At 64.0% G+C, this 19,991-nt stretch carries 20 protein-coding genes; 6 read left to right on the forward strand and 14 right to left on the reverse strand.

From position 1 onward, the window contains the following. Positions 1 to 42: 42 nt before the first annotated feature. Positions 43 to 1,074: a glucokinase gene (gene glk / locus B0E50_RS08560; protein ID WP_174575033.1), complete on the reverse strand. Its 1,032-nt coding sequence runs from the start codon at positions 1,072 to 1,074 to the stop codon at positions 43 to 45. A 56-nt stretch (positions 1,075 to 1,130) separates the two neighbouring features. Between glk and B0E50_RS17970 the strand changes: the two genes are divergently transcribed. The 3 genes from B0E50_RS17970 to B0E50_RS08570 all read left to right on the forward strand — a co-directional run bounded on the left by B0E50_RS17970 (position 1,131) and on the right by B0E50_RS08570 (position 3,983). Further along, positions 1,131 to 1,484: a hypothetical protein gene (locus tag B0E50_RS17970; RefSeq protein WP_139350807.1), complete on the forward strand. Its 354-nt coding sequence runs from the start codon at positions 1,131 to 1,133 to the stop codon at positions 1,482 to 1,484. A gap of 68 nt (positions 1,485 to 1,552) precedes the next feature. Next, entirely contained in the window at positions 1,553 to 2,848 is a 1,296-nt protein-coding gene (locus B0E50_RS08565) for a sugar MFS transporter (RefSeq protein WP_077440765.1), read from the forward strand. Between the two features lie 85 nt (positions 2,849 to 2,933). Further along, complete coding sequence (locus B0E50_RS08570) at positions 2,934 to 3,983, forward strand: LacI family DNA-binding transcriptional regulator (RefSeq protein ID WP_077440903.1); 1,050 nt, start codon at positions 2,934 to 2,936, stop codon at positions 3,981 to 3,983. Between the two features lie 24 nt (positions 3,984 to 4,007). Here B0E50_RS08570 and B0E50_RS08575 read toward each other — a convergent pair whose 3' ends face one another. From B0E50_RS08575 to B0E50_RS08615, 9 genes are all read right to left on the reverse strand, one after another. After that, complete coding sequence (locus B0E50_RS08575; protein WP_077440766.1) at positions 4,008 to 5,615, reverse strand: peptidase S10; 1,608 nt, start codon at positions 5,613 to 5,615, stop codon at positions 4,008 to 4,010. 111 nt (positions 5,616 to 5,726) lie between these two features. Further along, positions 5,727 to 6,584: a hypothetical protein gene (locus B0E50_RS08580; RefSeq protein ID WP_077440767.1), complete on the reverse strand. Its 858-nt coding sequence runs from the start codon at positions 6,582 to 6,584 to the stop codon at positions 5,727 to 5,729. A 75-nt stretch (positions 6,585 to 6,659) separates the two neighbouring features. Further along, positions 6,660 to 7,439 (reverse strand): sulfite exporter TauE/SafE family protein, encoded by a 780-nt coding sequence (locus B0E50_RS08585; RefSeq protein WP_077440768.1) that lies wholly within the window; start codon positions 7,437 to 7,439, stop codon positions 6,660 to 6,662. A 25-nt stretch (positions 7,440 to 7,464) separates the two neighbouring features. Next, positions 7,465 to 7,815, reverse strand: a complete 351-nt coding sequence (locus B0E50_RS08590) for a metalloregulator ArsR/SmtB family transcription factor (protein WP_254427219.1) — start codon at positions 7,813 to 7,815, stop codon at positions 7,465 to 7,467. Continuing rightward, positions 7,812 to 8,234: a TIGR01244 family sulfur transferase gene (locus B0E50_RS08595; RefSeq protein WP_077440769.1), complete on the reverse strand. Its 423-nt coding sequence runs from the start codon at positions 8,232 to 8,234 to the stop codon at positions 7,812 to 7,814. The genes B0E50_RS08590 and B0E50_RS08595 overlap by 4 nt, the downstream gene beginning before the upstream one ends. 49 nt (positions 8,235 to 8,283) lie before the next feature. After that, complete coding sequence (locus tag B0E50_RS08600; protein WP_077440770.1) at positions 8,284 to 9,150, reverse strand: MBL fold metallo-hydrolase; 867 nt, start codon at positions 9,148 to 9,150, stop codon at positions 8,284 to 8,286. Between the two features lie 494 nt (positions 9,151 to 9,644). After that, positions 9,645 to 11,039 carry a PepSY domain-containing protein gene (locus B0E50_RS08605; protein WP_077440771.1) on the reverse strand — a complete coding sequence of 465 codons (1,395 nt, stop codon included), beginning with the start codon at positions 11,037 to 11,039 and terminating at the stop codon, positions 9,645 to 9,647. 78 nt (positions 11,040 to 11,117) lie between these two features. Beyond that, complete coding sequence (locus B0E50_RS08610; RefSeq protein ID WP_077440905.1) at positions 11,118 to 13,394, reverse strand: TonB-dependent receptor; 2,277 nt, start codon at positions 13,392 to 13,394, stop codon at positions 11,118 to 11,120. A 113-nt stretch (positions 13,395 to 13,507) separates the two neighbouring features. Then, the gene (locus tag B0E50_RS08615; protein WP_139350559.1) at positions 13,508 to 14,065 is read right to left on the reverse strand and encodes a DUF2946 domain-containing protein; all 558 of its coding nucleotides are present in this window, start codon (positions 14,063 to 14,065) and stop codon (positions 13,508 to 13,510) included. A 287-nt stretch (positions 14,066 to 14,352) separates the two neighbouring features. Between B0E50_RS08615 and B0E50_RS08620 the strand changes: the two genes are divergently transcribed. The 3 genes from B0E50_RS08620 to B0E50_RS08630 all read left to right on the forward strand — a co-directional run bounded on the left by B0E50_RS08620 (position 14,353) and on the right by B0E50_RS08630 (position 16,651). Then, a complete protein-coding gene (locus B0E50_RS08620) occupies positions 14,353 to 14,712 on the forward strand; it encodes a DUF2946 domain-containing protein (protein ID WP_139350558.1) in 360 nt (119 codons plus the stop codon). A gap of 300 nt (positions 14,713 to 15,012) precedes the next feature. Further along, positions 15,013 to 16,050 carry a transporter gene (locus B0E50_RS08625; RefSeq protein WP_077440774.1) on the forward strand — a complete coding sequence of 346 codons (1,038 nt, stop codon included), beginning with the start codon at positions 15,013 to 15,015 and terminating at the stop codon, positions 16,048 to 16,050. A 67-nt stretch (positions 16,051 to 16,117) separates the two neighbouring features. After that, positions 16,118 to 16,651, forward strand: a complete 534-nt coding sequence (locus B0E50_RS08630) for a TlpA disulfide reductase family protein (protein ID WP_077440775.1) — start codon at positions 16,118 to 16,120, stop codon at positions 16,649 to 16,651. Positions 16,652 to 16,734: 83 nt separating this feature from the next. Here B0E50_RS08630 and B0E50_RS08635 read toward each other — a convergent pair whose 3' ends face one another. From B0E50_RS08635 to B0E50_RS08650, 4 genes are read right to left on the reverse strand one after another with little or no spacing between them, the layout of a single operon-like run. After that, a complete protein-coding gene (locus B0E50_RS08635) occupies positions 16,735 to 17,688 on the reverse strand; it encodes a c-type cytochrome (RefSeq protein ID WP_077440776.1) in 954 nt (317 codons plus the stop codon). Further along, complete coding sequence (locus B0E50_RS08640) at positions 17,685 to 18,362, reverse strand: c-type cytochrome (RefSeq protein WP_254427220.1); 678 nt, start codon at positions 18,360 to 18,362, stop codon at positions 17,685 to 17,687. Before B0E50_RS08640 ends, B0E50_RS08635 begins: the two co-directional genes overlap by 4 nt. An 11-nt stretch (positions 18,363 to 18,373) precedes the next feature. Further along, complete coding sequence (locus B0E50_RS08645; protein ID WP_077440778.1) at positions 18,374 to 19,294, reverse strand: substrate-binding domain-containing protein; 921 nt, start codon at positions 19,292 to 19,294, stop codon at positions 18,374 to 18,376. Positions 19,295 to 19,320: 26 nt separating this feature from the next. Next, on the reverse strand, positions 19,321 to 19,866 hold the full coding sequence (locus B0E50_RS08650; RefSeq protein WP_077440779.1) for a DsrE family protein: 546 nt from the start codon (positions 19,864 to 19,866) through the stop codon (positions 19,321 to 19,323). Positions 19,867 to 19,991 lie beyond the last annotated feature (125 nt).

The raw sequence follows: 19,991 nt of genomic DNA on the forward strand, positions 1-19,991 counted from the left end.
GTGGCGGTTGGCTTGGCGCCGTGTCACTGGACTGGGCTCATCTCACTCTCCCTGCTGCCCGTCCAGAAACCAGCCTGCGGCGCCAATGACACCAAGCTGGCCGTGCTCGATCAGTCGTACCGGAACCTGTTGCAGATAGGCGCGCATTACGCCCTTGTTGAAGTAGCGAGCCGCGAACGTGCTGGCCAGCAGGAACGGCTGGATCTGCGGCAGGATGCCGCCGGCCAGATAGACGCCGCCGCGGGCGCCGTACAGCAGCACGAGATCGCCGACGAAGCTCCCAAGCAGGCCGCAGAACACGTCCAGCGACTCCACCGCGGCAGCATCACTGCGTGCCAGCGCGGCACCGGTGATCTCGGCCGGCGTCAGCAACCGCGCCGGACTGGCGCGCAATTCGCACAACGCGCGATAGAGCTTGAGCAGGCCCGGCCCGGACAACGCATCCTCGAACGACACATACGGACGTCCGCGCCCGAGCACGCGCAGGATCTCGATCTCGCGTTCGGTGCCGGGCGCCAGCGAGATCTGTCCCGCCTCGGTGGCCAGCACCTGTGCCCGCGGCTGGCCCGGCAGCAACACCGCCGAACCGAGTCCGGTGCCCGGACCCATCACCAGCACCGGCCCGCTGGCCGCCGGTTGCACGGCATCAATGATCGAACGTGTCTCGCCGGCCTCGATGAACTGGGTGGCGTAAGCCACCGCCTCGAAATCGTTGATCACCGCCAGCCGGCGGAGGCCGAGGCTGTCACGCAGCTCGCGGATCGACACCGGCCACGGCAGGTTCTCGTTGACGATGGCGTCGTCCAGCACGTAGCCGGCACATGCCACCGCGCAATGACGAAGATTTTCGCGTGCAGCCGCGTGCGGTGTGCCGGACAGCTGCCCGACAAAGTCCTGCAGCATCGCGGTGAGGCCCGACCAGTCGGCGCAGCTGTAGCGGTGATAGTGCAGCACGCTGACCGGGCGCCGGCCGGCGGCGCTGCCGACGACCAGGCCAATGCGCGCATGCGTGCCACCCACATCGGCGGCCAGGAACGGCGCGCCAAAAGACGACGCGCCGGCTCGGCTCGCCATCGACGGCTCCGCTGCATGACGCTGGTTGGCGACTTCCCCCACTCCGCACCCTCCCCGTGACCGGCCTTGCCCTGATCGATGCGGCGATGGTTCGCCGACAGCCGGGCATGGGCCTGATTCCGGCGGAGTCTGTCTTCAAAATGACAACGTTGTCAACAGCGTTTCGGAAAATTTTCGCAACATTCGATACGGCATCGCAACATAGCCGCCACGACATTCCACGAAATCACTCGAACAAGTCCGAATATCGGCCGTGCAATGCCCATTTCGAAAAATTCTTGCGGCGCCTTGCCGACTTTTGCAATGCCGCAAAGCGGCCCGATTGGGCCGTCTTTACGGCTCAACCGGCAAGTCGATGCGACCGCCTTGGCGCGGTGCGGATTGACAACGTTGCACTTTCCAGCGATTAAGGAGACATTCCCGGCTGTCCCGGTCATCCGACCGACGCCGGCACAGCCGATCATTGGGGGAGAGCTTCATGGCAACAACGCTGGCGGCCGCGCCGTCCGACCGCACAGGTCAAACCCATCTCGGGCCGATGCTGATCATCGGCATGCTGTTCTTCATCATGGGTTTCTTCACGTGGCTCAACGGGCCGCTGATCTCCTTCGTGAAGGTGGCTTTCACCCTCGACGACATCAATGCGTTCCTGGTGCCGTTCGCGTTCTACGTTTCCTACTTCGTGCTTGCGCTGCCCGCAGGTGCGGTGCTCAAGCGCACCGGCATGAAGCGCGGAATGGTGCTGGGCCTGTTCGTGATGGCCATCGGTGCGGCGCTGTTCGGCGCGTTCGTGCGCATCCGCGTGTATCCCGGTGCACTGACCGGGTTGTTCGTGATCGGCGCGGGCCTGTCGCTGCTGCAGACGGCATCCAATCCCTACATCAGCATCCTCGGCCCGATCGAAAGCGCCGCACAGCGCATCGGCCTCATGGGCATCTGCAACAAGATCGCCGGCGCGCTGGCGCCGTTGGCGTTCGGCGCGCTGGTGATGAAGGGCATCGATGCATTTCTCGAAAGGGTCACCGCGATGCCGACCGGCCCGGATCGCGAAGCCTTGCTCAACGAATTCGCCGCGCGCGTGTTCTGGCCTTACATGGCGGTGGCTGGTCTGCTGGTGGCGATCGCGGTGGTGATCTTTTTTTCCGCGCTGCCGGAAATCAAGCCGGCCGGTGCCAACAGCGAAAGCTCGGTAGGCCACGCCAAGGGCGGCATCTTCAGCTTTCCGCATTTGTGGCTCGGCGTGCTGTGCCTGTTCCTCTACGTCGGTGTGGAAGTGATGGCGGGCGACGCCATCAACACCTACGGCCAGGGATTCGGCCTGCCACTGCAGGTCACTTCGCACTTCACCACCTACACGATGGTGGCCATGCTGGCCGGTTACGTCCTTGGCTCGCTGCTGATTCCGCGCGTCATCTCGCAGCAGCGTTACCTGGCCGTGTCGGCGGTGCTGGGCGTGCTGTTTGCGCTGGGTGCATTCGTCACCCACGGCTATGTGTCGGTGGCCTTCGTCGCCGCGCTGGGTTTCGCCAACGCGATGATGTGGCCGGCGATCTTCCCGCTGGCGATCAAGGGCCTGGGCAGCCACACGGAGCTGGGTTCGGCCCTGCTCATCATGGGCATCGTGGGCGGTGCCCTGCTGCCGCAGGCCTTCGTGCACCTGAAGCAGCACATCGATTTCCAGCTGGCGTTCGTGATCGTGATCGTGCCGTGCTATCTGTACATCCTGTACTACGGCATGCGCGGTCACCGGGTCGGCCAGGAGCATGCCGGGTGACTCGCGCATTCGCTCCGGTCATATCCATACGCTAGGATGCACGAGGCGCTGCCGGCGCCCCATTTCGATGCAAGAGGTTCAGCTGTTGCGCAGTGCCACCATCAAGGATGTTGCGGAGCGGGCTGGCGTCTCGCTGAAGACCGTTTCGCGCGTGATCAACAACGAGCCTTCGGTGCATGCCCGCACGCGCGAGAAGGTGCAGCGCGAGATCGACGCGCTCGGCTACCAGCCCGATCCTTCCGCACGCAGCCTGCGCAGCACCCGTGCCTACGCGATCGGCTTGGTCTACGACAACCCGAACGCGCACTACATCATCAACCTGCAGCATGGCGTGCTGTCCGTGTGCCGCAGCAGCGGCTTCGGCCTGCAGATCCACCCCTGCGACTCGTCCTCGCCGAAGCTTGTGGACGAATTGTGCGAACTGGTACGTCGCTCGCGTCTGGCCGGGCTGGTACTGGCGCCGCCGATGTCCGAACAACCGGAGCTGATCCGCACACTGACCGAAGCGAAGATCCCGTTCATGCGGATCATCTCGGCACGCAAGGACCCGCAGGATGGCTACCCCTGCGTCTACGTGGACGATCGCGATGCGGCCTATGCGATCACCGAACATCTGATCCAGCTCGGTCATCAGCGCATCGGTTTTCTATGGGGCGGTCGCGAGCACCGCTCCAGTCCCGAGCGTTATCAGGGTTACGAGGATGCGTTGAAGGATTACGGCATCGCGCTCGACCGCAAGCTGATCGTGCCCGGCGATTACACCTTCGACGACGGTTTCCGCGGTGCACGCAAACTGCTGGCATTGAAGGATCGCCCCAGCGCGATCTTCGGCTCGAATGACGAGATCGCTGCCGGCGTGCTGGCAGCTGCACATTCCGACGGCATCAATGTGCCGTATGACCTGTCGATCGCCGGTTTCGAGGACAGCCCGTTTTCCAAGCAATCGTGGCCCGCGCTGACCACCGCGCGGCAGGCTACCGAGGAGATCGCCCGCCATGCGGCGCAGCGATTGATCGACGACCTGCAGCGCGAAGCCAACGGCGAGCCGATCAGCACCGCCAACGAAGGCTTCAGCCCGGAACTGGTGGTACGCGGCTCGACCGCGCCGCGGCACACCACGCCGCCCAGACGCTGAACGCTCGGGCGGCGCGCAACACCATCAATGCTTGACGTTATCGGTCTGCTCGATGAACCGCGCCACGTTGTCGTGCAGCAGCTTCAGTGACGCCTCGTGCGCATACACCATGTGGCCCGACGGATACCACGTATAGGTAATGTTCTTGTCCAGCATGGCCGGGATCGGCATGTGGTGCATTTCGTAATCAGCGGCGAAGAACGGCGTGGCCAGGTCGTAGTAGCCGCCGTTGAGCATCACCTGCAGATCAGGATTGGTCTTCATCGCCATCGCCAGATCCGGCATCACGTTGGTGGACTGCTGCAGCGTGTCGGGGCTGCCCGGCGCCTTGTGCGAGAAGTCCCAATGGTCGATGTCGGCGAACAGCCGATACCGCCGGCCCTCGCCGAACTTCAGGTCGCGCCGCACGTAGTCGTTGAACGCAGCGACATAGGCCGAGCTGATCGCCGAGGACTGCGGATCGTATTCGGACTCCTTGCTCAGCGGATCGAGCGAAGGACCGGAGAAGCGGCTGTCCAGACGGCCGGTGGTGAGATCGCTGTCGCCCTGCAGTTCGTGCTCGAACATGCCGCCGCCGACACGCAGATTGGCCTTGATCCAGTAGGCCGTCGGCAGGCCGGTGTATTGGTGCAGCTTCTCCGCCACCGCCTGCTTGCGCGTATCGTCAAGCCGCGAGCCGGCCATCAGTGCCTGCGTGTACTCGCCCATCGCGAACTGCTCCACTTCCTGCAGGAACGGCTCCAGCGCGGCCGGCTGCTGCGGCAGCTTGTGGTGGTAGAAGGCGGTCGCTGCGTACGTGGGCAGCGCCAGCTCGTACGGGTGGTCATCGCCGGGGTTGGTCTCCGGACCGTCGATGCCGTTGTCGAAGCTGAGGATCTGCGAAAGCAGGATCACGCCGTTCAGATCGACGCTGTCCTCGTTCTCCAGGATGTTCGCCAGCACCGCCGAGCGGGTGGTGCCGTAGCTTTCGCCGAACAGGTACTTCGGCGAATTCCAGCGCCCGTACTTCGACAGGAACTGGGTGATGAACTGGGCGAATGCATGGCCGTCGCCATCCACGCTGTAGATCGTCTTCTTGCGATCCTTCATCTGCTCGTCGCGCTTGCTCTTGTCCTCGTCAGCCGCGATCAGCCGGCTGAAACCCGCGCCAGGCGCATCGATGAACACCACGTCGGAGGCATCCAGCAGGCTGTAGTCGTTGTTGACCAGGCCATACGGCGCCGCCGGTGTGTGCGTGTCGTCGCTGGTGACTACCCGCTTCGGCCCGAACGCACCCATGTGCAACCACACCGTCGCCGAGCCCGGGCCGCCGTTGTAGATGAAGGTGATCGGCCGCTTGGTCGCCTCGGCACCCTTCTTGAAATAGGCGACGTAGAACATGCTGACTTCCGGCTCGTTCTCCTTGTCGCCACTGCCGTGCAGCACCAGCGTGCCGGCCACCGCCTTGTAGCTGATGCTGTGGCCCTCGACCGACACCGAACCCTCGCTGTTCGATGATTGAGGTTGCAGCAGTGCCGCATCCGGCTTCGTTTCGGGCTTGGCCTTGTCGTCCTTCTTGTCGTCGGGGCCGGCAGCGGCAACGGCGCTGAGCAGCAGGGCGGCAAGGGCCGCGGCGAGGGGAAGTTTGCGCATCGGGATGCATCCTGGACTGGCAGAGGCGCGACCCGCCCCGGGGAGCTTGCAGCATAGGCAGCCATGTCACGAGCTTTCATATCCCAGAAGTCACCTTCTCGTAACGTGACGCTAGCCGCGTGCAATGAACGCGATCGCCAGCAGGGCCAGCAGCACGCCGACGAGGTTCAGCCGGCTCAACCGCTCGCGAAATGCCAGCACGCCAACCAGCGCACCGAGCGCCACCACGCCGATGTTCATGCTGGCAAATACCAGCGCAGGATGTTGCGGCAGCGCGCGATGGCCACGCAGGTAGAACAGGATGTTGCCGAAGTTGGCCAGCCCGAGTGCCGCACCGGCCCATGCGCCGCGCGCGTTGAAGCGGGTGTCGCCACGCAGGCGACGCCACAGCTGCAGCGCGAAGGCGACCACCAGCGCCAGCGCGAACATGGCCTGCAGCGACGCGCCCAGCGGCACGCCGGCCAGCGCCACGCGCTTGAACAGGATGTCGATCGTGCCGAAACCGACCAGTACCAGCAACGGATACAGCCAGCCTGCGCTGCCGCTGTCGACGCTACCGCGTTCGCTGCGCCAGACCATGCACAGCAGCGCGAACAGCCCTGTCACGATACCTGCCACCTTGAGTCCACTGAGCTGTTCGCCGAACAGCGCGAACGCCGCCAGCAACGAGATCAGCAGCGACAGCCTTTGTGATGCGTCGCTGCGCACGATGCCGGCGTGCCGCACCGACGCTCCCAACGCGAGAAAGATTGTCGGCAGCAGCACGCCCAGCCCGACGAGGGCCGGCCATGGTGCGCTCGATCCACGCAACGCCGTCAGCGACGGCTGCAGCACCAGCGCGGTGAGCGCGCTGGCCACCACGTAGTTCCATGCGATCGCCTGGCCGATGTCGATACCGAAACGGCGCGCCAGTTTCAGCAAGACCGACACCAACACGCTGCACACGACGCTCAACAGTACGTAGATCACTCGTCATTCCCGGAACGGCCAGTCGATATTGTGCGGCATGACCGTTCGACGTGAAGAGATACCACCTGTCCCAGCTCAGGCGTGCAGGCTTTTCAGCAGCATGAAGATCGCCACTGCGATGATCGCCAGCGCGAAGATCAGGTTGAGTGCGCCACGTGTCTTCGCCAGCCGCTTCGCGCTCAGCGCGCCTAGCCAGCCGCCAAGGATCCCGCCGCCGATGAACTCGGCCGCGACTGGCCAGTCGACCAGGCCGGAGCGCGCGTAGTTGGCCGCCGTGGTGAGACCGAACGTGCCCACCGCGAACAGCGAGGTGCCGATCGCATGGATGATCTCCATGCCGCTGGCGAACATCAGGCCCGGCACGATCAGGAAGCCGCCGCCGATGCCGAAGAAGCCCGACAGGCTGCCCGCGCCGAAACCCACCGCACCCAGCCGCGGATACATCTGCGGCAGCGGGTAACGATCCGGACCACCGCCGCGCCGCCCGCGCAGCATCAACATGGCCACCACCAGCATCAGCAGCGCAAACAGCGCCAGCAGGTGCTGGCCGTTGATCGCCTTGCCGATGGTCGAGCCGACCAGCGCACCGATGACGCCGGTGGCCGCGAAGGTGAAACCGACCTTCCAGCGCACGTGACCGGCGCGCGCATGCGGGATCAGGTTGGCGTACGCATTCGCCGCCACCGCCGTCGCACTGGTGCCGATTGCCAAGTGCGGATCGTGTATGCCCACCACATACAGCAGCAGCGGCGTGGCCAGGATCGAACCGCCGCCGCCGATCAGCGCCAGCGAGAAACCGACCAGCGAGCCGCAGACGATCGCCAGCAGGTCGGCCAAGGTAACCAGATCATTCATGGATGTTCCCGGATGAAGGCGCGGTTCAGTCGTTGCTGCAGAACTGCTCGAACAAGGTGGTCATCAAGGCCTGCACGCGCTCGTCGCTGATCCGGTAATAAATCGTCTGCGCCTCGCGTCGACCGCTGACCACGCCATCGCGCCGCAGCAGCGACAGATGTTGCGACACCACGCTTTGCGCCAGCTCCAGCGACTGCGCCAGCGCGCCGACCGAGCACTCGCCCCGCACCAGCTGGCACAGCAGCAGCAGGCGATTGTGACTGGCCATTGCCTTGAGCACGGCGATCGCCTCGTCGGCATGTTGATGCATCTGCCCGGCGGACAGGTCTCGGGTGAGCTTGCCCGTGCGCGCGTTGCGCTTGCCGGTCGCACTCATCGGTCGCGGCCATCGGTGGACAGCCGCGGGCGAAGCGCCGAGAGGTCGTAGCCGGCCTCCTGGGCGATCTGCAGAATGGCATCGGCCGGGCCGCTGGCCTGCAGCGCCCACAGCATGGTCGAGCGCGTACCGGTACGGCAGAACGCCAAGGTCGGTCGGGGCAACATGTCGAGCGCTTCGGCAAACACCTGCACCTGCGCATCGGACAACTGGCCGGACACCACCGGGATGTGTCGATAGACCAGCCCGGCCTGTCGCGCTGCCGTTTCCAGCAACGCGCTGGCAGGCTGGGCCGCCGCTTCGCCATCAGGCCGATTGTTGATGACGCTGCGAAAACCCTGCGCGGCCAGTGTCGCGATGTCGCCGACATCGATCTGCGCGGCGACGCTGAGCTGGTCGGCTAGCGGATGGATCTGCACACGGGTTCTCCTCGGTGATGAAGCGCGCGGCCGGCTCGGATCGCGTCTTTCAGATTGCGTCCAGCGGAATCTTCAGATACCGCACGCCGTTGTCCTCGGCCGGTGGCAACTGGCCGGCGCGCATGTTCACCTGCACCGCGGGCAGGATCAGCTGCGGCATCGACAACGTGGCGTCGCGCTGCGTGCGCATCGCCACGAACTCGGCTTCGCCCACGCCGCCGCCCACATGGATGTTGTTCCGGCGTTCCGCCGCCACGCTGGTTTCATAGGCGAACACGTCGCGACCGGCAGGTTTGTAGTCGTGGCACACGAAGATCCGGGTGTCATCGGGCAACGCAAAGATTCTCTGGATCGAGCGGTACAGGGCGCCCGCATCGCCGCCAGGGAAGTCGCAACGGGCGGTGCCGTAGTCGGGCATGAACAGCGTGTCGCCGACGAAGGCCGCATCGCCGACCAGATGCGTCATGCACGCTGGCGTATGGCCCGGCGTGTGCATCGCCGTCGCCTCGATGCTGCCGACCATGTAGCGTTCGCCATCGCTGAACAGATGGTCGAACTGGCTGCCGTCGCGCCGGAATTTGTCACCCGCATTGAACAGCTTGCCGAAGGTGTCCTGCACCGTGCGGATGTGTTCGCCGATGCCCAGCCTGCCGCCCAGCCTGGCTTGCACATACGGCGCTGCCGACAGGTGGTCGGCGTGTACGTGCGTATCGATCACCCACTCCACGACGAGTCTTTCGGATTGCACGAAGGCGATCAGGGCATCGGCCGACACGTGGCGGGTACGCCCTGCCGCCGCATCGTAATCAAGCACGCTGTCTAGCACCGCCGCCTTCATCGTGGCCGGATCCCACACCACATAGCTGAAGGTATGGCTGGACTCGTCGAAGAACGCTTTCACTGCGGGACGTTGCATGGTGGGTTCCTCGCTTTGCCGCGGTCAGGCCTTGGCAGTCGGCAATCCGACCGTGCCCGGCCATCAGCAGCATTGCAGCAGCGCCAATAGGCACACCGCCGAGTGTTGCGTAGACATACGGATGCTTGGGCGTCGCACCATATATTCGAAGGTATGAATGTATGATGGGGCTGGGCCGCCATGCAAGTCCCTTGCATGGCGTTATCGCAAGCAGTCCAACAGCGCCAGTTGGTCCGAGCGAATCACCCTGCAGATACCGGCTGAGAAAGCCCAGGCTCGCCGTCAACCTGCCCTGCCAGCACGGCACCCGTTGCTTGCCATTGACATACTGGTAGACCTCATTCGCCACGTTCACATACAAACGGATGTGGCAAATGCAAACAGTAGCTGCTGCCAGACCGGCATGACATGGCCTCCTCGATTCGACCACGCAGCCTCTATGGCGATACCCACGACAAGACGAGTTGTAGATGAAGCGCCGGTTTTGCTCTCCCTTACGGCAACGTGCCCAGTCCAAGAAAACGGCGGATGGCAGGCAACCGCCGAAGCGCCAGTCGTTCCACCACCAGCACGGTGAGCATCGAGAGACCAAGCAGCGGCAGGAACAAGCCAAGCAACACAAGAAGCGCGATGAAACCCGTGGGGTGCCGGGCGCCTTCATGAGCGGCCGGCGCACCGAGCGTGCCGGAAGGCCGACGTCGCCACCACAGGATGGCCGCGCTGATGCACGCCGTGATCAAACCCAAGGCCGTCAAGGCACTGAGAATCTGATTCAACGGTGGAAACAGCACGCCTTCATGGATGGCCACGCCGTAACCGAGCATGCGATCAAGCCAGGGACGCTCGGCGAAGTCGATCCGCCGCGTCACCTCTCCACTGACGGGATCCAGGCTCAGGTCGGCGCGTTGAGAGCGGTCGTCGGCATCCGAACGGGCTGTCCAACCGGCATGTTTGAGTGAGGGGGGCGCGATGAGTACCGGGGTCGCCAGATGCTCAGCTTCCACCGCGGGCAATATCCGGTCCAGGGCCGTGTCGTCGATGGCGCCTGGGGATGTCGCCGTCATGCCGGCCATGCCGTGATGTGTGGCATGTTCATCGGGAGGCGTGTTGGCGGCGGCGATGCCAGCGCGTTCATCCGCGCTGCCGATGGTCCAGTCCTGCACCACATGGGCGTTCGCCCAATGTTGACGCGCATCGCGCAGGAGGCCACCCCACGACTTGGTCCAGGGCAAGCCGGAGAACAGCAGGAAGAGCGCCAGCATCGACACCCACACCGCGGTAACTGCATGCAGATCACGCCAGAAAACCCGGCCACCCTGCCGCAGCCGTGGGTAGATCACCCCGCCGATGCGGCGTCCACGCGGCCACCAGAGATAGAGGCCGGTAAGCAGCAGAAGAATGGTCCATGAGGCCGCCAGTTCGACGACCATCGAGCCCGCGCTGCCCAGCATGAGTTCGCCATGCAGGTAGAAAATCACACGCATGAAACGGTCATTGTCACGCACGACATACAGGACCTGAAGCGAGGACGGATCCACATACACGCGCACGATCTCGCTGCCACGCCCAAGCAGCACCTGCGCTGCGGCCGTCGGCGCCTCCGGAACCCGATAGGCATTGAGCACGGTGCCCGGCACGGCCGCCAGGGCCGCGGCCACCTGGGCTGAAGCCAACTGTCGTGGCGCCGCGGCAACCTGGGCGTAGCGTTGTTCAAGCAGCGGTTCGATCTGCGGCTTGAACAGGTAGATCAACCCCGTGCAAGCCAGCCATAGCACGAACGGCAGGCAGAACACGCCCGCGTAGAAGTGCCACCGCCACAGCAGTCGATATGCCCCTGCTGGGCTGTTTCGTGGTTTCAGCTGGTGCGCCGAGGGGTGGGCACGCTTCATGCGCACACCCCCATCGCGGCGACGGCTTGGCGGTCAAGCCGGTCATTCATGGGCATTCCTCGCTTCACGCAGTTCGCCTCAAAGGGTGAGTTTCAGGTCAGCCACGTAGGTACGCTGCTGGAACGGGTGATAGAGGAAATATTTTTCGTTGGTGAGGTTGTCCACGTCCACCGCCAGGCTCAGGTGTTCATCGATCTGATACTGCACTCGCGCATCGAAGACGGTGAACTTGTCGAACGCGCCGAACACGTGCGGCGTGTTGTCCGTGTTGTCCAGCGTGGAATATTGCCGCCCGCTGTATCGCCCTGCCAGGGTGAAGGACCACACCTCCTTCGGGCGATAGGTCGCCACCGCGGTGGCCCGCAAGCGCGGCACATATGGCGCGTGTTGGCCTTTGGCTGTCGTGCCGGTCGTGCTGGCGAACGTGTCGTCGGACAAGATGGTGGAATCCACGAAGGTAATGCTGCCGGACAGCTCCAGGCCACGCACCAGCACGTTGTCCTGCTGCGCGGCGAGTTCGATGCCACGGTTGCGCACCTCGCCGACATTGACGACGTAGTTGACCGGCACGGGGTATTGGGACAAGAAGGCGGTTTGCTGGATCAGCGCATCGCGGGTGTTCTCCTGGAACAGCGACAGGCGCACCGAGCCTTGGCCGGTTGAATGCTCGAACGCGAGTTCGCCATCGCGCGAGCGCTCCGGTTTCAAGTTCGGGTTGGGCGACGTGTACGTCGATCCGGTGGAGACCAATTGGTAAAGCTCGCCGACGGTCGGAAAGCGCACGCTCTTGGCCAGCGAGCCGGTGATCAGCCAGTCGGGTGCCACGCTCCATTGCAGGCTGGCCTTGGGCGAAAAGGCGTTGCTTGTTTCAGACGGCTGATGGACCGCGGCCTGGCCGCTGAAATTGAAACCGTCGCTGGCCTTCCACCATTCATAGCGTCCGCCGACGGTGAGCAGCCACGCGGGATCCAGGCGCCAGGCATCCTGCACCCACACCGCATCGGTGGCGGTCTTGCCGCTGCCGGCGGAATAGAGCGTGGTGGTGCTGGGGGGAACCTGCCAATTCGTCAGATTGGTCGCCGTGTTGGCCAGTTCATAGCGGTCGGCATGCGCGCCCGCGGAGACTTCCTGGGCACCGCCATACCCCTGCGGCCGCCACACCCCGCGCAGATCGACGGTGGACCAGTTGGTGCCCGCATAGCTGGCCAGCCGACCATTCGTGGTGACGTCGGTGCTGGTGGTGACGCCGGCCGGATTCCACTGACTGTCCTTGAGGAAGGCGTAATGCGTGATCACCAGTTCGCCGTCGAAATCACCTTTGGTATCGGTTTTCAGTGAGGCAGCCTGCATCAGGTGATGCGCGCTCAGTCCATAGATGCTGCTGGCGAAGCCTGCGGTCTTGCCGTAGGTCGGATTGCCGGCGCCATCGGTCAGGAACGTGTCGGCATTCGATTGCCCGTGGTTGCTCCAGAACCCCGCCATGTAGCTGGCTTGCAGCCAGGGGGTGATGTCGTAACTGAGCTTGCCGTTCAGACCCAGCATCCGGGTGTGGAGCAGGCCTCCGGCGCCCAGCACATTGGCCACCTGGCCTGTTTTATTGCGGGCAGGAATGGCGCCGCTGGTGTTGTTGGGGAAGCCCGCGCCGGTGATGTAGGACAACGGCTGACTGAAACTGTTCAGCGCATTGGCGGAAACGAACCAGCCCCACGGGCCACTTTGTGCACCGGCGGTGACGCTGGTCTGGCTGGTGGAGAAGCGATCGTGCGTGCCGTAGAGATCGAAGTCCTGCACGGCCTCCGTCTGCTTGATCGTGACCTGGGGTTTATCCGGCAGCTTGGTCACGATACGCATCACGCCACCCATCGAGTTGCCCGAATACGCCGCCGAAAACGGGCCGTAGAGCATGTCGATGTGGTCGATGGTTTCAGGCGAGGCCATACCCCAGCGCGGTGCCCCCATCGTGTTGTTGTTGGCGATCAACGCCGAGATGGGAATGTCATCGACGTAGACGAGGGTGCGCGCACTCGAATTGACGCCCCAGTTCCGGGTCGCCAGCACGGGCTGGGTGTCCCCGTAGTTGCGCTTGCGGATGAAAATGCTGGGCAGATATTTCGCGGCATCCTCCACGTCCACCGCGTTGACGGTCGCCTGGATTTTTTCCGCGGGAATGGACGCCTGCGTGGCCGGGAAATCCGGCTTTGTTCTTGAACTCGACGGCGCCGATACTTCGACGCCCGCGAGCGTGGTGGGTTTCTGGGCCGTCGATGATGGAGCGTCTTGGGCGTGCGTGATGGACGAGGCAAGCAGGGTCAACGCCAGCGCGACCGGCGCGCGGCGGGAAGAGGAGCAGGACATGGTCGTCAAATCCGGTGAACGTAGGGAGGCAGGTGGTGCGGCACGCAGCAGCAACTCTCCCCGCATGGATCGGCAGGGACAGGTGATGTGACGTTCCGACGTTCGTTGGTGGATCAGACGGCCGGTGGCCCGCGCGAGCGCCGTTCAAGCAGCGCAGGCTGCGGTGAATCCTGCCGTGAACCAGGAGCCGACCAGGAGGCGGCAGGAAGTGCCGGCACGGTGAGGACGATGCCCGATGTCAGAACCGGGCTGTGGCACATCAAGGTGCAGTAACCGCATGCCTCGTCCGCATTCGGTGTGTCCGGGTGTCCAGGCGCGTCGGGATGATGCGCGTGGACGCCCGACCCTGGGCAGTCCATGCCAGGCATCTGTCCCGGTGCTGCATGGGCCAGGGTCCGGGAAATCGAAGGCGCAAAGAGGATCAACGCCAGCGCGAAGCCCGCCAGCCAAGTGACAAATCCACGTTGAACGCGCTGACGAATCAAGAGGACCCCGGCGGGGCCAACCTTTGACCCTGATCCAGACATGATGCCATGCCCCGCGCGGTTCGCAAAAAAAAACGGGCCGTGGCGAAACGTCACAGCCTGGATAGGATGCTGCCCGCGGTTGTTCGATACGGGCTTGTTGGGCGACATGCCGACGGGCGCAAAAAGGCAATGATCGCGCGTCACCGATCCATCCCAATATCTGAGCTACGCCCTCATATCGCGGTGATCTGATCGATACATCGCCATACCGTGTGCGTGAAAAAATCCGGACACGCGCTATGGATCAAGCTCGCCCCAGGTTCTGGTGACTTGGTGGCATTCGCCCCGTTCCACCCTGCGTCGCACAGTCTGGAATGGCTTGAAGAAATTCAAGTTCTTGCGCCAGGGTGCGGCATCAACGACATCCGGACCACACTCCAGGTCATGTTAAATTGATGCATTGAGCGTGCACCCTCGATCCGGTAATACGCGTGTTCCGACGTAAGGCTTCCCGACAGATAGTTTCATGGCTGGCTCTGCTGGCCATGGCGCTTATTGTCGTGATGCCGGTGATTTCCCGCGTCATGCCGATGACGGCATCCATGCCAGGCATGGGTGACACGTGTCCGCAGCGGATGGCCGGAGAGAAGCATCCGGCGCCCGCCGACCCGACCGATCGATGCGGCTACTGCGTCCTGCTTGGCCATCAATCGATACTCGCCTCGAGCCAGGTGCTCCACCTGTTGCCCGCAGCGCCTGGCGTGGCCGAGTCGACACCCCTCCGGGTGCGCCGCATGGATGCGACCCCACGGTTGAGTGCGGATCCACGCGGGCCACCGCGCATCGGCTGATTCATGGGCGCATGCGGGCCGCCACGATGGCGGCAAGCGCGTGCCATTCGACCTTTGCCGCTGACTTTCCCGACGCCCCACTGCGCTGCATCGCGCCGTGTTTCGTGGCTGTCCGGTTGGTGCCCCCGGCAATCCCCAGCCTTTGCGAGCCACACGCTGGTCTCGCTCAATTCATCGGGAACTCCATTCATGCGTATCGTGAATCTTCTTCGCACGTCCATGCCTCTAGGCAGGCGTCGTGCACCGGCTATACGAACCACGCTCCATTTCTCCACCAAGTCGGGGCTGCGCAACACAGGGATGATGTCGGCGGGTCTGCTCGCACTCGGGCTGCTTCCGCAAGTGGCGCAAGCCTGCGCGACCTGCGGCTGCACCTTGAGCACCGATGCCGCCACCGGTTACTCCACGGCCTCCGGTTGGCGCCTCAATGTGGATTACACCTTCATCGACCAGGATCAGCTTCGTCACGGAAGCAGCAAGGCGACGCCAGCTCAAGTGGTCAACCAGCCTTCCGATCCATCGCTCGGCGGCGGTGAAATCGAAAAGGGCACCATCAACCGCTATATCAATTTCGCCGCGACCTATCGTTTCAATGCGGATTGGGGCGTGACCTTCGTGGTGCCGTACGTATTGCGCGATCACGAGACCTACGGCACGCAGCTGCAGCCCTATACGCTTGCCGAGAGCGCACCGGACCAGGTCAGCAGCGCCCATGTCGCCGGCATCGGCGATGCCAAGATCCTGGCCAGCTACCAGGGCTTTCTGCCGACCCACAATTTCGGCGTGCAGTTCGGCGTGAAGCTGCCGACCGGCAATGACGGCGGGCAGGCCGAGGATGGCAACCTGGTCGGTCATCCGGTGACGTTCCGGAGCGGTCCTGGCTTGGGACAGTCGCTGGATACCAGCCTGCAGGCGGGCACCGGCAGTACCGATCTCATCGTCGGCGCGTATTACTTCCAGCCGGTGAGCCAGAACTTCGATGCCTTCGTCAACGGGCAGTTCCAGGCCGCCGTCAAGGAGAGCCTCGATCAGCCTGGCGCGGATTATCGCCCCGGCAACCTTGCCTCGATCAGTTTTGGCCTGCGCTACGAGGCGCACGCGAACTGGGTGCCGCAGGTGCAGATCAACTGGTTCCACAAGATGGCCGACCAGGGCTTCCTGGCCGACGCACCCGACACCGAAGGCACCGTGGCCTACCTGAGTCCGGGCATCAGCGGCAGCCTGACCAAGAACGTGCAGATGTATGCCTTTGTGCAGGTCCCGGTGTATAGCCACCTGCAGGGCTATCAGCTGTTTCCGGGATGGACGGGCACCGTCGGCATCAGCATGAAACTCTGAGCACGAACGTCCCATGGAATGAGTGTTGCCGGCATGGTCCGGCAGCGCTCCGCGAGATCATCCGAGCATGCCTATCCTTCATCGCGTCACGCTCAACCTCTGCAAAGCGATGGCGTGTCTTGCGCTGAGCGTCATCGCACAAGTTGCGTCCGCCAACGAGCTGGAAGTGGGCCGAATGGCGCCACCCATCACGCTGCATACGCTCGACGGCAAGCAGATCAGCCTGCAAGACCTGCGCGGCAAGGTGGTCATCGTGACGTTCTGGGCCACCTGGTGCGTGCCATGCCGGGACGAGCTGCCCGTGCTTTCGCGATATGCGCAAGCGCACGCTGGCGATGGCTTGGCCGTACTCGGCTTCAGCCTCGACAGTCCGGATGACATCGAACAGGTACGCGCTGTTGCACGCAGCCTGAGCTTCCCCGTGGGGTTGCTGGGCGATCCGCATGTGCCCGGCTACGGACGCATCTGGCACCTGCCGGTCAGCTTCACGATCGACCGCGACGGCCGACTGGTCGACAACGGATGGAAAGACCGTGAGCCGGCATGGACCAGCCAGCAACTGGAACAAATCGTCACGCCTTTGCTGGATCGCGCGCACTGACGCGTGGCCATGGATTCGGTGGTTCGAATCCGCCGGAGCACCGCGGCGATCCACACTCGACGCGGCGGCGCGCCACGTTCCGCTTATTTTTGCGCGGGCTGCGAACCGAGCAGGTGGCCGTTCACTTCGGTGCCGTACAGCGACTGCGGCGTGTCGTGATATTTCGCGCGTGTCTCGGCCAGGTTGCCGGTATAGCGCGGATCCTGCGGACGCTCGTGCGCATCCATGAACATCGCCACGTCCCACGCGTCCTGGTCGCTCAGGCTGCCGCCGCGACTCAGCGGCATGTTTGCCTTGATGAAGGCGGCGGCGTTGTCCAGCTCGTGCATGCCGGCGCCCCAGTTGAATGATTGCGGCCCCCACAGCGGCGGGAACACGTTGCGCCCGGCCACCTGCTGGCCCTGCCCGTCGGCACCGTGGCACAGCGCGCAGTTCGCCGCGTAGACCTTTTCACCGCGCGCGTAATCCGCGGGTTGCGGCGGTTTGAAACCCTGCTTCGGATAACCGGCGCCCTGCAACTTGACGCCGACCGGCGCGCCCTTTGCCATCCACCACGCGTAGGTTTCCAGCGCCACCATCTCGGCACTGTCCAGCGGCGGTGCCTTGCCGTTCATGCTGAAGCGGAAGCAGCCCTGCAAGCGTTCGCCGAACGTGTTCACGTGGCCATTCTTCTTGCGGTATTGCGGATACATGCCGTAGGCGCCCCACAACGGCGCCGAGTTCGCCAGCCGGCCGGCATCCAGATGGCAGTTGCTGCAGCTGAGCGTGTTGCCGACATAGGCGCTGGCATGCGTCGGCGTGTCGGTGAAGATGTCGCGACCCTGGCGGATCACATCGCCCAGCGGACCGCCGGGAATGTCTGTTTCCGATGGCGGCGTGAATGCTGGCGATGACGGCTTGGTGACGACGCTGTTTGTCACCGTGCTTGAAGCGGCGGGCGCTGCACTGGCGGCTACCGTTGTCGGTGTTTTCTGCGAGCAGGCATTCAACGCGCCTATCGCGACGGTCGCCGCCAGCAAGGCGAGCAGGGTTTTCATGGCGTGGCCCCTTTCGCATCGAGCGGTTGCGCGGCAAACCAGCCGGCCACGGCGTTGATGTCCTGCGCACTGAGCGCATTCGACAGATGCTGCATCAACTGCAGCGGATCGTTGTGTCGCGTGCCCTGCTGCCATGCCTTGAGCTGCGCTTCGATATACGCGGCCGGCTGCCCGGCCAACGGTGGGAAATGCGCACCCACGCCGATCCCGGAGGGGCCGTGGCATTGCACGCATGCGGGTACCTGCTTGTCCCAACGACCACGCGTGGCGAGTACGGCACCGACGCTATCCGTCGCGGGCATCGGCGTGACCGGCTTCATCAGCACGGGCGGAATCGGCAGCTTGCTGTAGTACGCCGCCAGTGCCGCGCGCTCGTCGTCACTGAGCGCCATGGCGGTGGCCTGCATGACCGGGCTCGTACGTGCGCCGCCGGCAAAATCATCCAGCTGCTTTTGCAGATAGGCCGCGTCGAGTCGGGCCAGCCTCGGGTTGCCGGTGCTGGCCTGACCGCCTCCGTCGACACCGTGACAGGCCATGCACGGTGCTGCACCCTTGCCGTTGCCTTGCGTCGTGATCGCTGCCGCGTCGACGGCATGCGCCGCACCGACCGGCAGCGCCGTCGCGGCGGCCAGACCGAAACCAAGCAACAGCATCCGTGAGCCGACGTGCTGCATTCTGCCCATCCTCAATGCACCGGCAGGAAGCCGTACTTGCGATACACCGCCTGCGCCGCGGGGCTCTGCATGAAGGCCAGGAAATCCTTTGCGGCCTGCTCGTGCGGCGCATCCTTCATGCGTGCGGCGGTATAGGTGGCGGTGACATTCTGGCTCGCCGGAATCGTCACCGTCTCGACCGGGAAATGCATGATCTGCTGCTGAAAATACGCCTCGGTCGACCACACCGGCGCCGCATCCGACTCGCCCTGCAGCACGCGCAGCGGCGACTGGCGGTGATGGATGCGGGTGAGGAAGGTGCTGCCGTCCTTCACCTTGCTGTCCATGATGGCGTGGTCGAGCGCATCGCCACCGGCCCTGCGATAGCTCGCTTCGATCTGCTTCGCGATGCCCTCCCACGCCGGGTTCGGCATGCTCACGCGCACATCGCTACGGCCAAGATCAGTCAGCCCGGTGATGTGTTTCGGATTGCCCCTCGCCACCAGGATCGCCAGCGGATTGCGCGCGTAGTCGTAGCTGTCGGCGAACCAGCCGTGCTTCTGCTGGTTGTCGGCGATCGCATCCTTGCCGGCCGTATAGATGTCTGGCTTCAGCGTAATGCGCAGGTTGCCCATCACCAGCGTGCCGCTCTGGATCTGTTTGGCGAGAATGCCCGGCGGCAAGGTTTCGGCATAGATCCGCTGGTACTGGGGATGTGCCTGCTTGAACGCCTCCAGCAAGTCATGCACCACCATGAACTGGTTGCCGGCGAAGAACAACACCAGTTGCGGATCGACGATATCGCCGTGCAGGTCGGCGATCGCATCCACCGGCGGCACGCTGAACTGCAGGCCCGCCGGTGGCGGATTCCACGGTGGCAGGTAGTCGGTCCTGTCGGCCGCGTTGGCGACGAAGCTGGCCGCCAGCAACAGGCCCATGACGAAATGGCGCATCACATGTTTCCCTGGCAACGCGTGGATCACAGCGGCATCAGGGCGTAACCCTGCTGCTCGAGCACGGTGATCGTGGTCAGCGCGGACAACGCCAGCGTGACGTGCGAATCCACCCAGTCGTACTGGAACTTGTGTTCCGCGACGGCCTGGCCGCACACCGCGATATCGACACCGGCCTTGCGCAGCTGTTCGATCAACGGCAGGTTCGGATTGGCCACGCCATACGCTTTCTTGTACTGCGCATCGTTCAGCACGATGGGCGTGGCACCGCCGGAGGCGATCGCCACGAATTTCAGATGGTCGAGCGGCACGCCGGCGCTGACATACAGATTCACCGCGCGTGCCACGTGATCAAGTGATGGACTCACCTCGTCAGGCTTGTCGCCGGCCTTGCTCAGGCTGAACACCACCTTGTAGGTGGCGTTGCGATCAGGCTGGTACGCCGCCTGCGGCAACGCGTGGATCTTGCCGGCGCCATTGATGGTGGGCGTCTGCCAGAAATTGTCGCCGGCGAATGCCGCGGCGGGCAGCAGGGTGAGGGCAAGCAGCATCGTGACGAAGGGACGGAGCATGACGACCTCGCAGGTTTCTCGACAACGCGGGAATGGCGTTGGCGCATGCTAAGTCCGGCCCATCCGATAAGCCAATGCGGTTTTAGTGATCGTGGCGATAAGCGCCGCTTATGTTCGTTAATGCT

Origin of the sequence: Rhodanobacter sp. C01 (assembly GCF_002001045.1) — a bacterium.
In the GTDB taxonomy this organism is placed as follows: domain Bacteria; phylum Pseudomonadota; class Gammaproteobacteria; order Xanthomonadales; family Rhodanobacteraceae; genus Rhodanobacter.

Excerpts from the sequence above, each read along its gene's own strand:
- B0E50_RS08590 (WP_254427219.1), bottom strand. The coding sequence starts at position 7,815 with ATGAGTGCGACCGGCAAGCGCAACGCGCGCACGGGCAAGCTCACCCGA.
- B0E50_RS08610 (WP_077440905.1), bottom strand. The coding sequence starts at position 13,394 with ATGTCCTGCTCCTCTTCCCGCCGCGCGCCGGTCGCGCTGGCGTTGACC.
- B0E50_RS08635 (WP_077440776.1), bottom strand. The coding sequence starts at position 17,688 with ATGAAAACCCTGCTCGCCTTGCTGGCGGCGACCGTCGCGATAGGCGCG.
- B0E50_RS08630 (WP_077440775.1), top strand. The coding sequence starts at position 16,118 with ATGCCTATCCTTCATCGCGTCACGCTCAACCTCTGCAAAGCGATGGCG.
- B0E50_RS08600 (WP_077440770.1), bottom strand. The coding sequence starts at position 9,150 with ATGCAACGTCCCGCAGTGAAAGCGTTCTTCGACGAGTCCAGCCATACC.
- B0E50_RS08585 (WP_077440768.1), bottom strand. The coding sequence starts at position 7,439 with ATGAATGATCTGGTTACCTTGGCCGACCTGCTGGCGATCGTCTGCGGC.
- B0E50_RS08605 (WP_077440771.1), bottom strand. The coding sequence starts at position 11,039 with ATGAAGCGTGCCCACCCCTCGGCGCACCAGCTGAAACCACGAAACAGC.
- B0E50_RS08575 (WP_077440766.1), bottom strand. The coding sequence starts at position 5,615 with ATGCGCAAACTTCCCCTCGCCGCGGCCCTTGCCGCCCTGCTGCTCAGC.
- glk (WP_174575033.1), bottom strand. The coding sequence starts at position 1,074 with ATGGCGAGCCGAGCCGGCGCGTCGTCTTTTGGCGCGCCGTTCCTGGCC.
- B0E50_RS08645 (WP_077440778.1), bottom strand. The coding sequence starts at position 19,294 with ATGCGCCATTTCGTCATGGGCCTGTTGCTGGCGGCCAGCTTCGTCGCC.
- B0E50_RS08625 (WP_077440774.1), top strand. The coding sequence starts at position 15,013 with ATGATGTCGGCGGGTCTGCTCGCACTCGGGCTGCTTCCGCAAGTGGCG.
- B0E50_RS08640 (WP_254427220.1), bottom strand. The coding sequence starts at position 18,362 with ATGCAGCACGTCGGCTCACGGATGCTGTTGCTTGGTTTCGGTCTGGCC.
- B0E50_RS08565 (WP_077440765.1), top strand. The coding sequence starts at position 1,553 with ATGGCAACAACGCTGGCGGCCGCGCCGTCCGACCGCACAGGTCAAACC.
- B0E50_RS08650 (WP_077440779.1), bottom strand. The coding sequence starts at position 19,866 with ATGCTCCGTCCCTTCGTCACGATGCTGCTTGCCCTCACCCTGCTGCCC.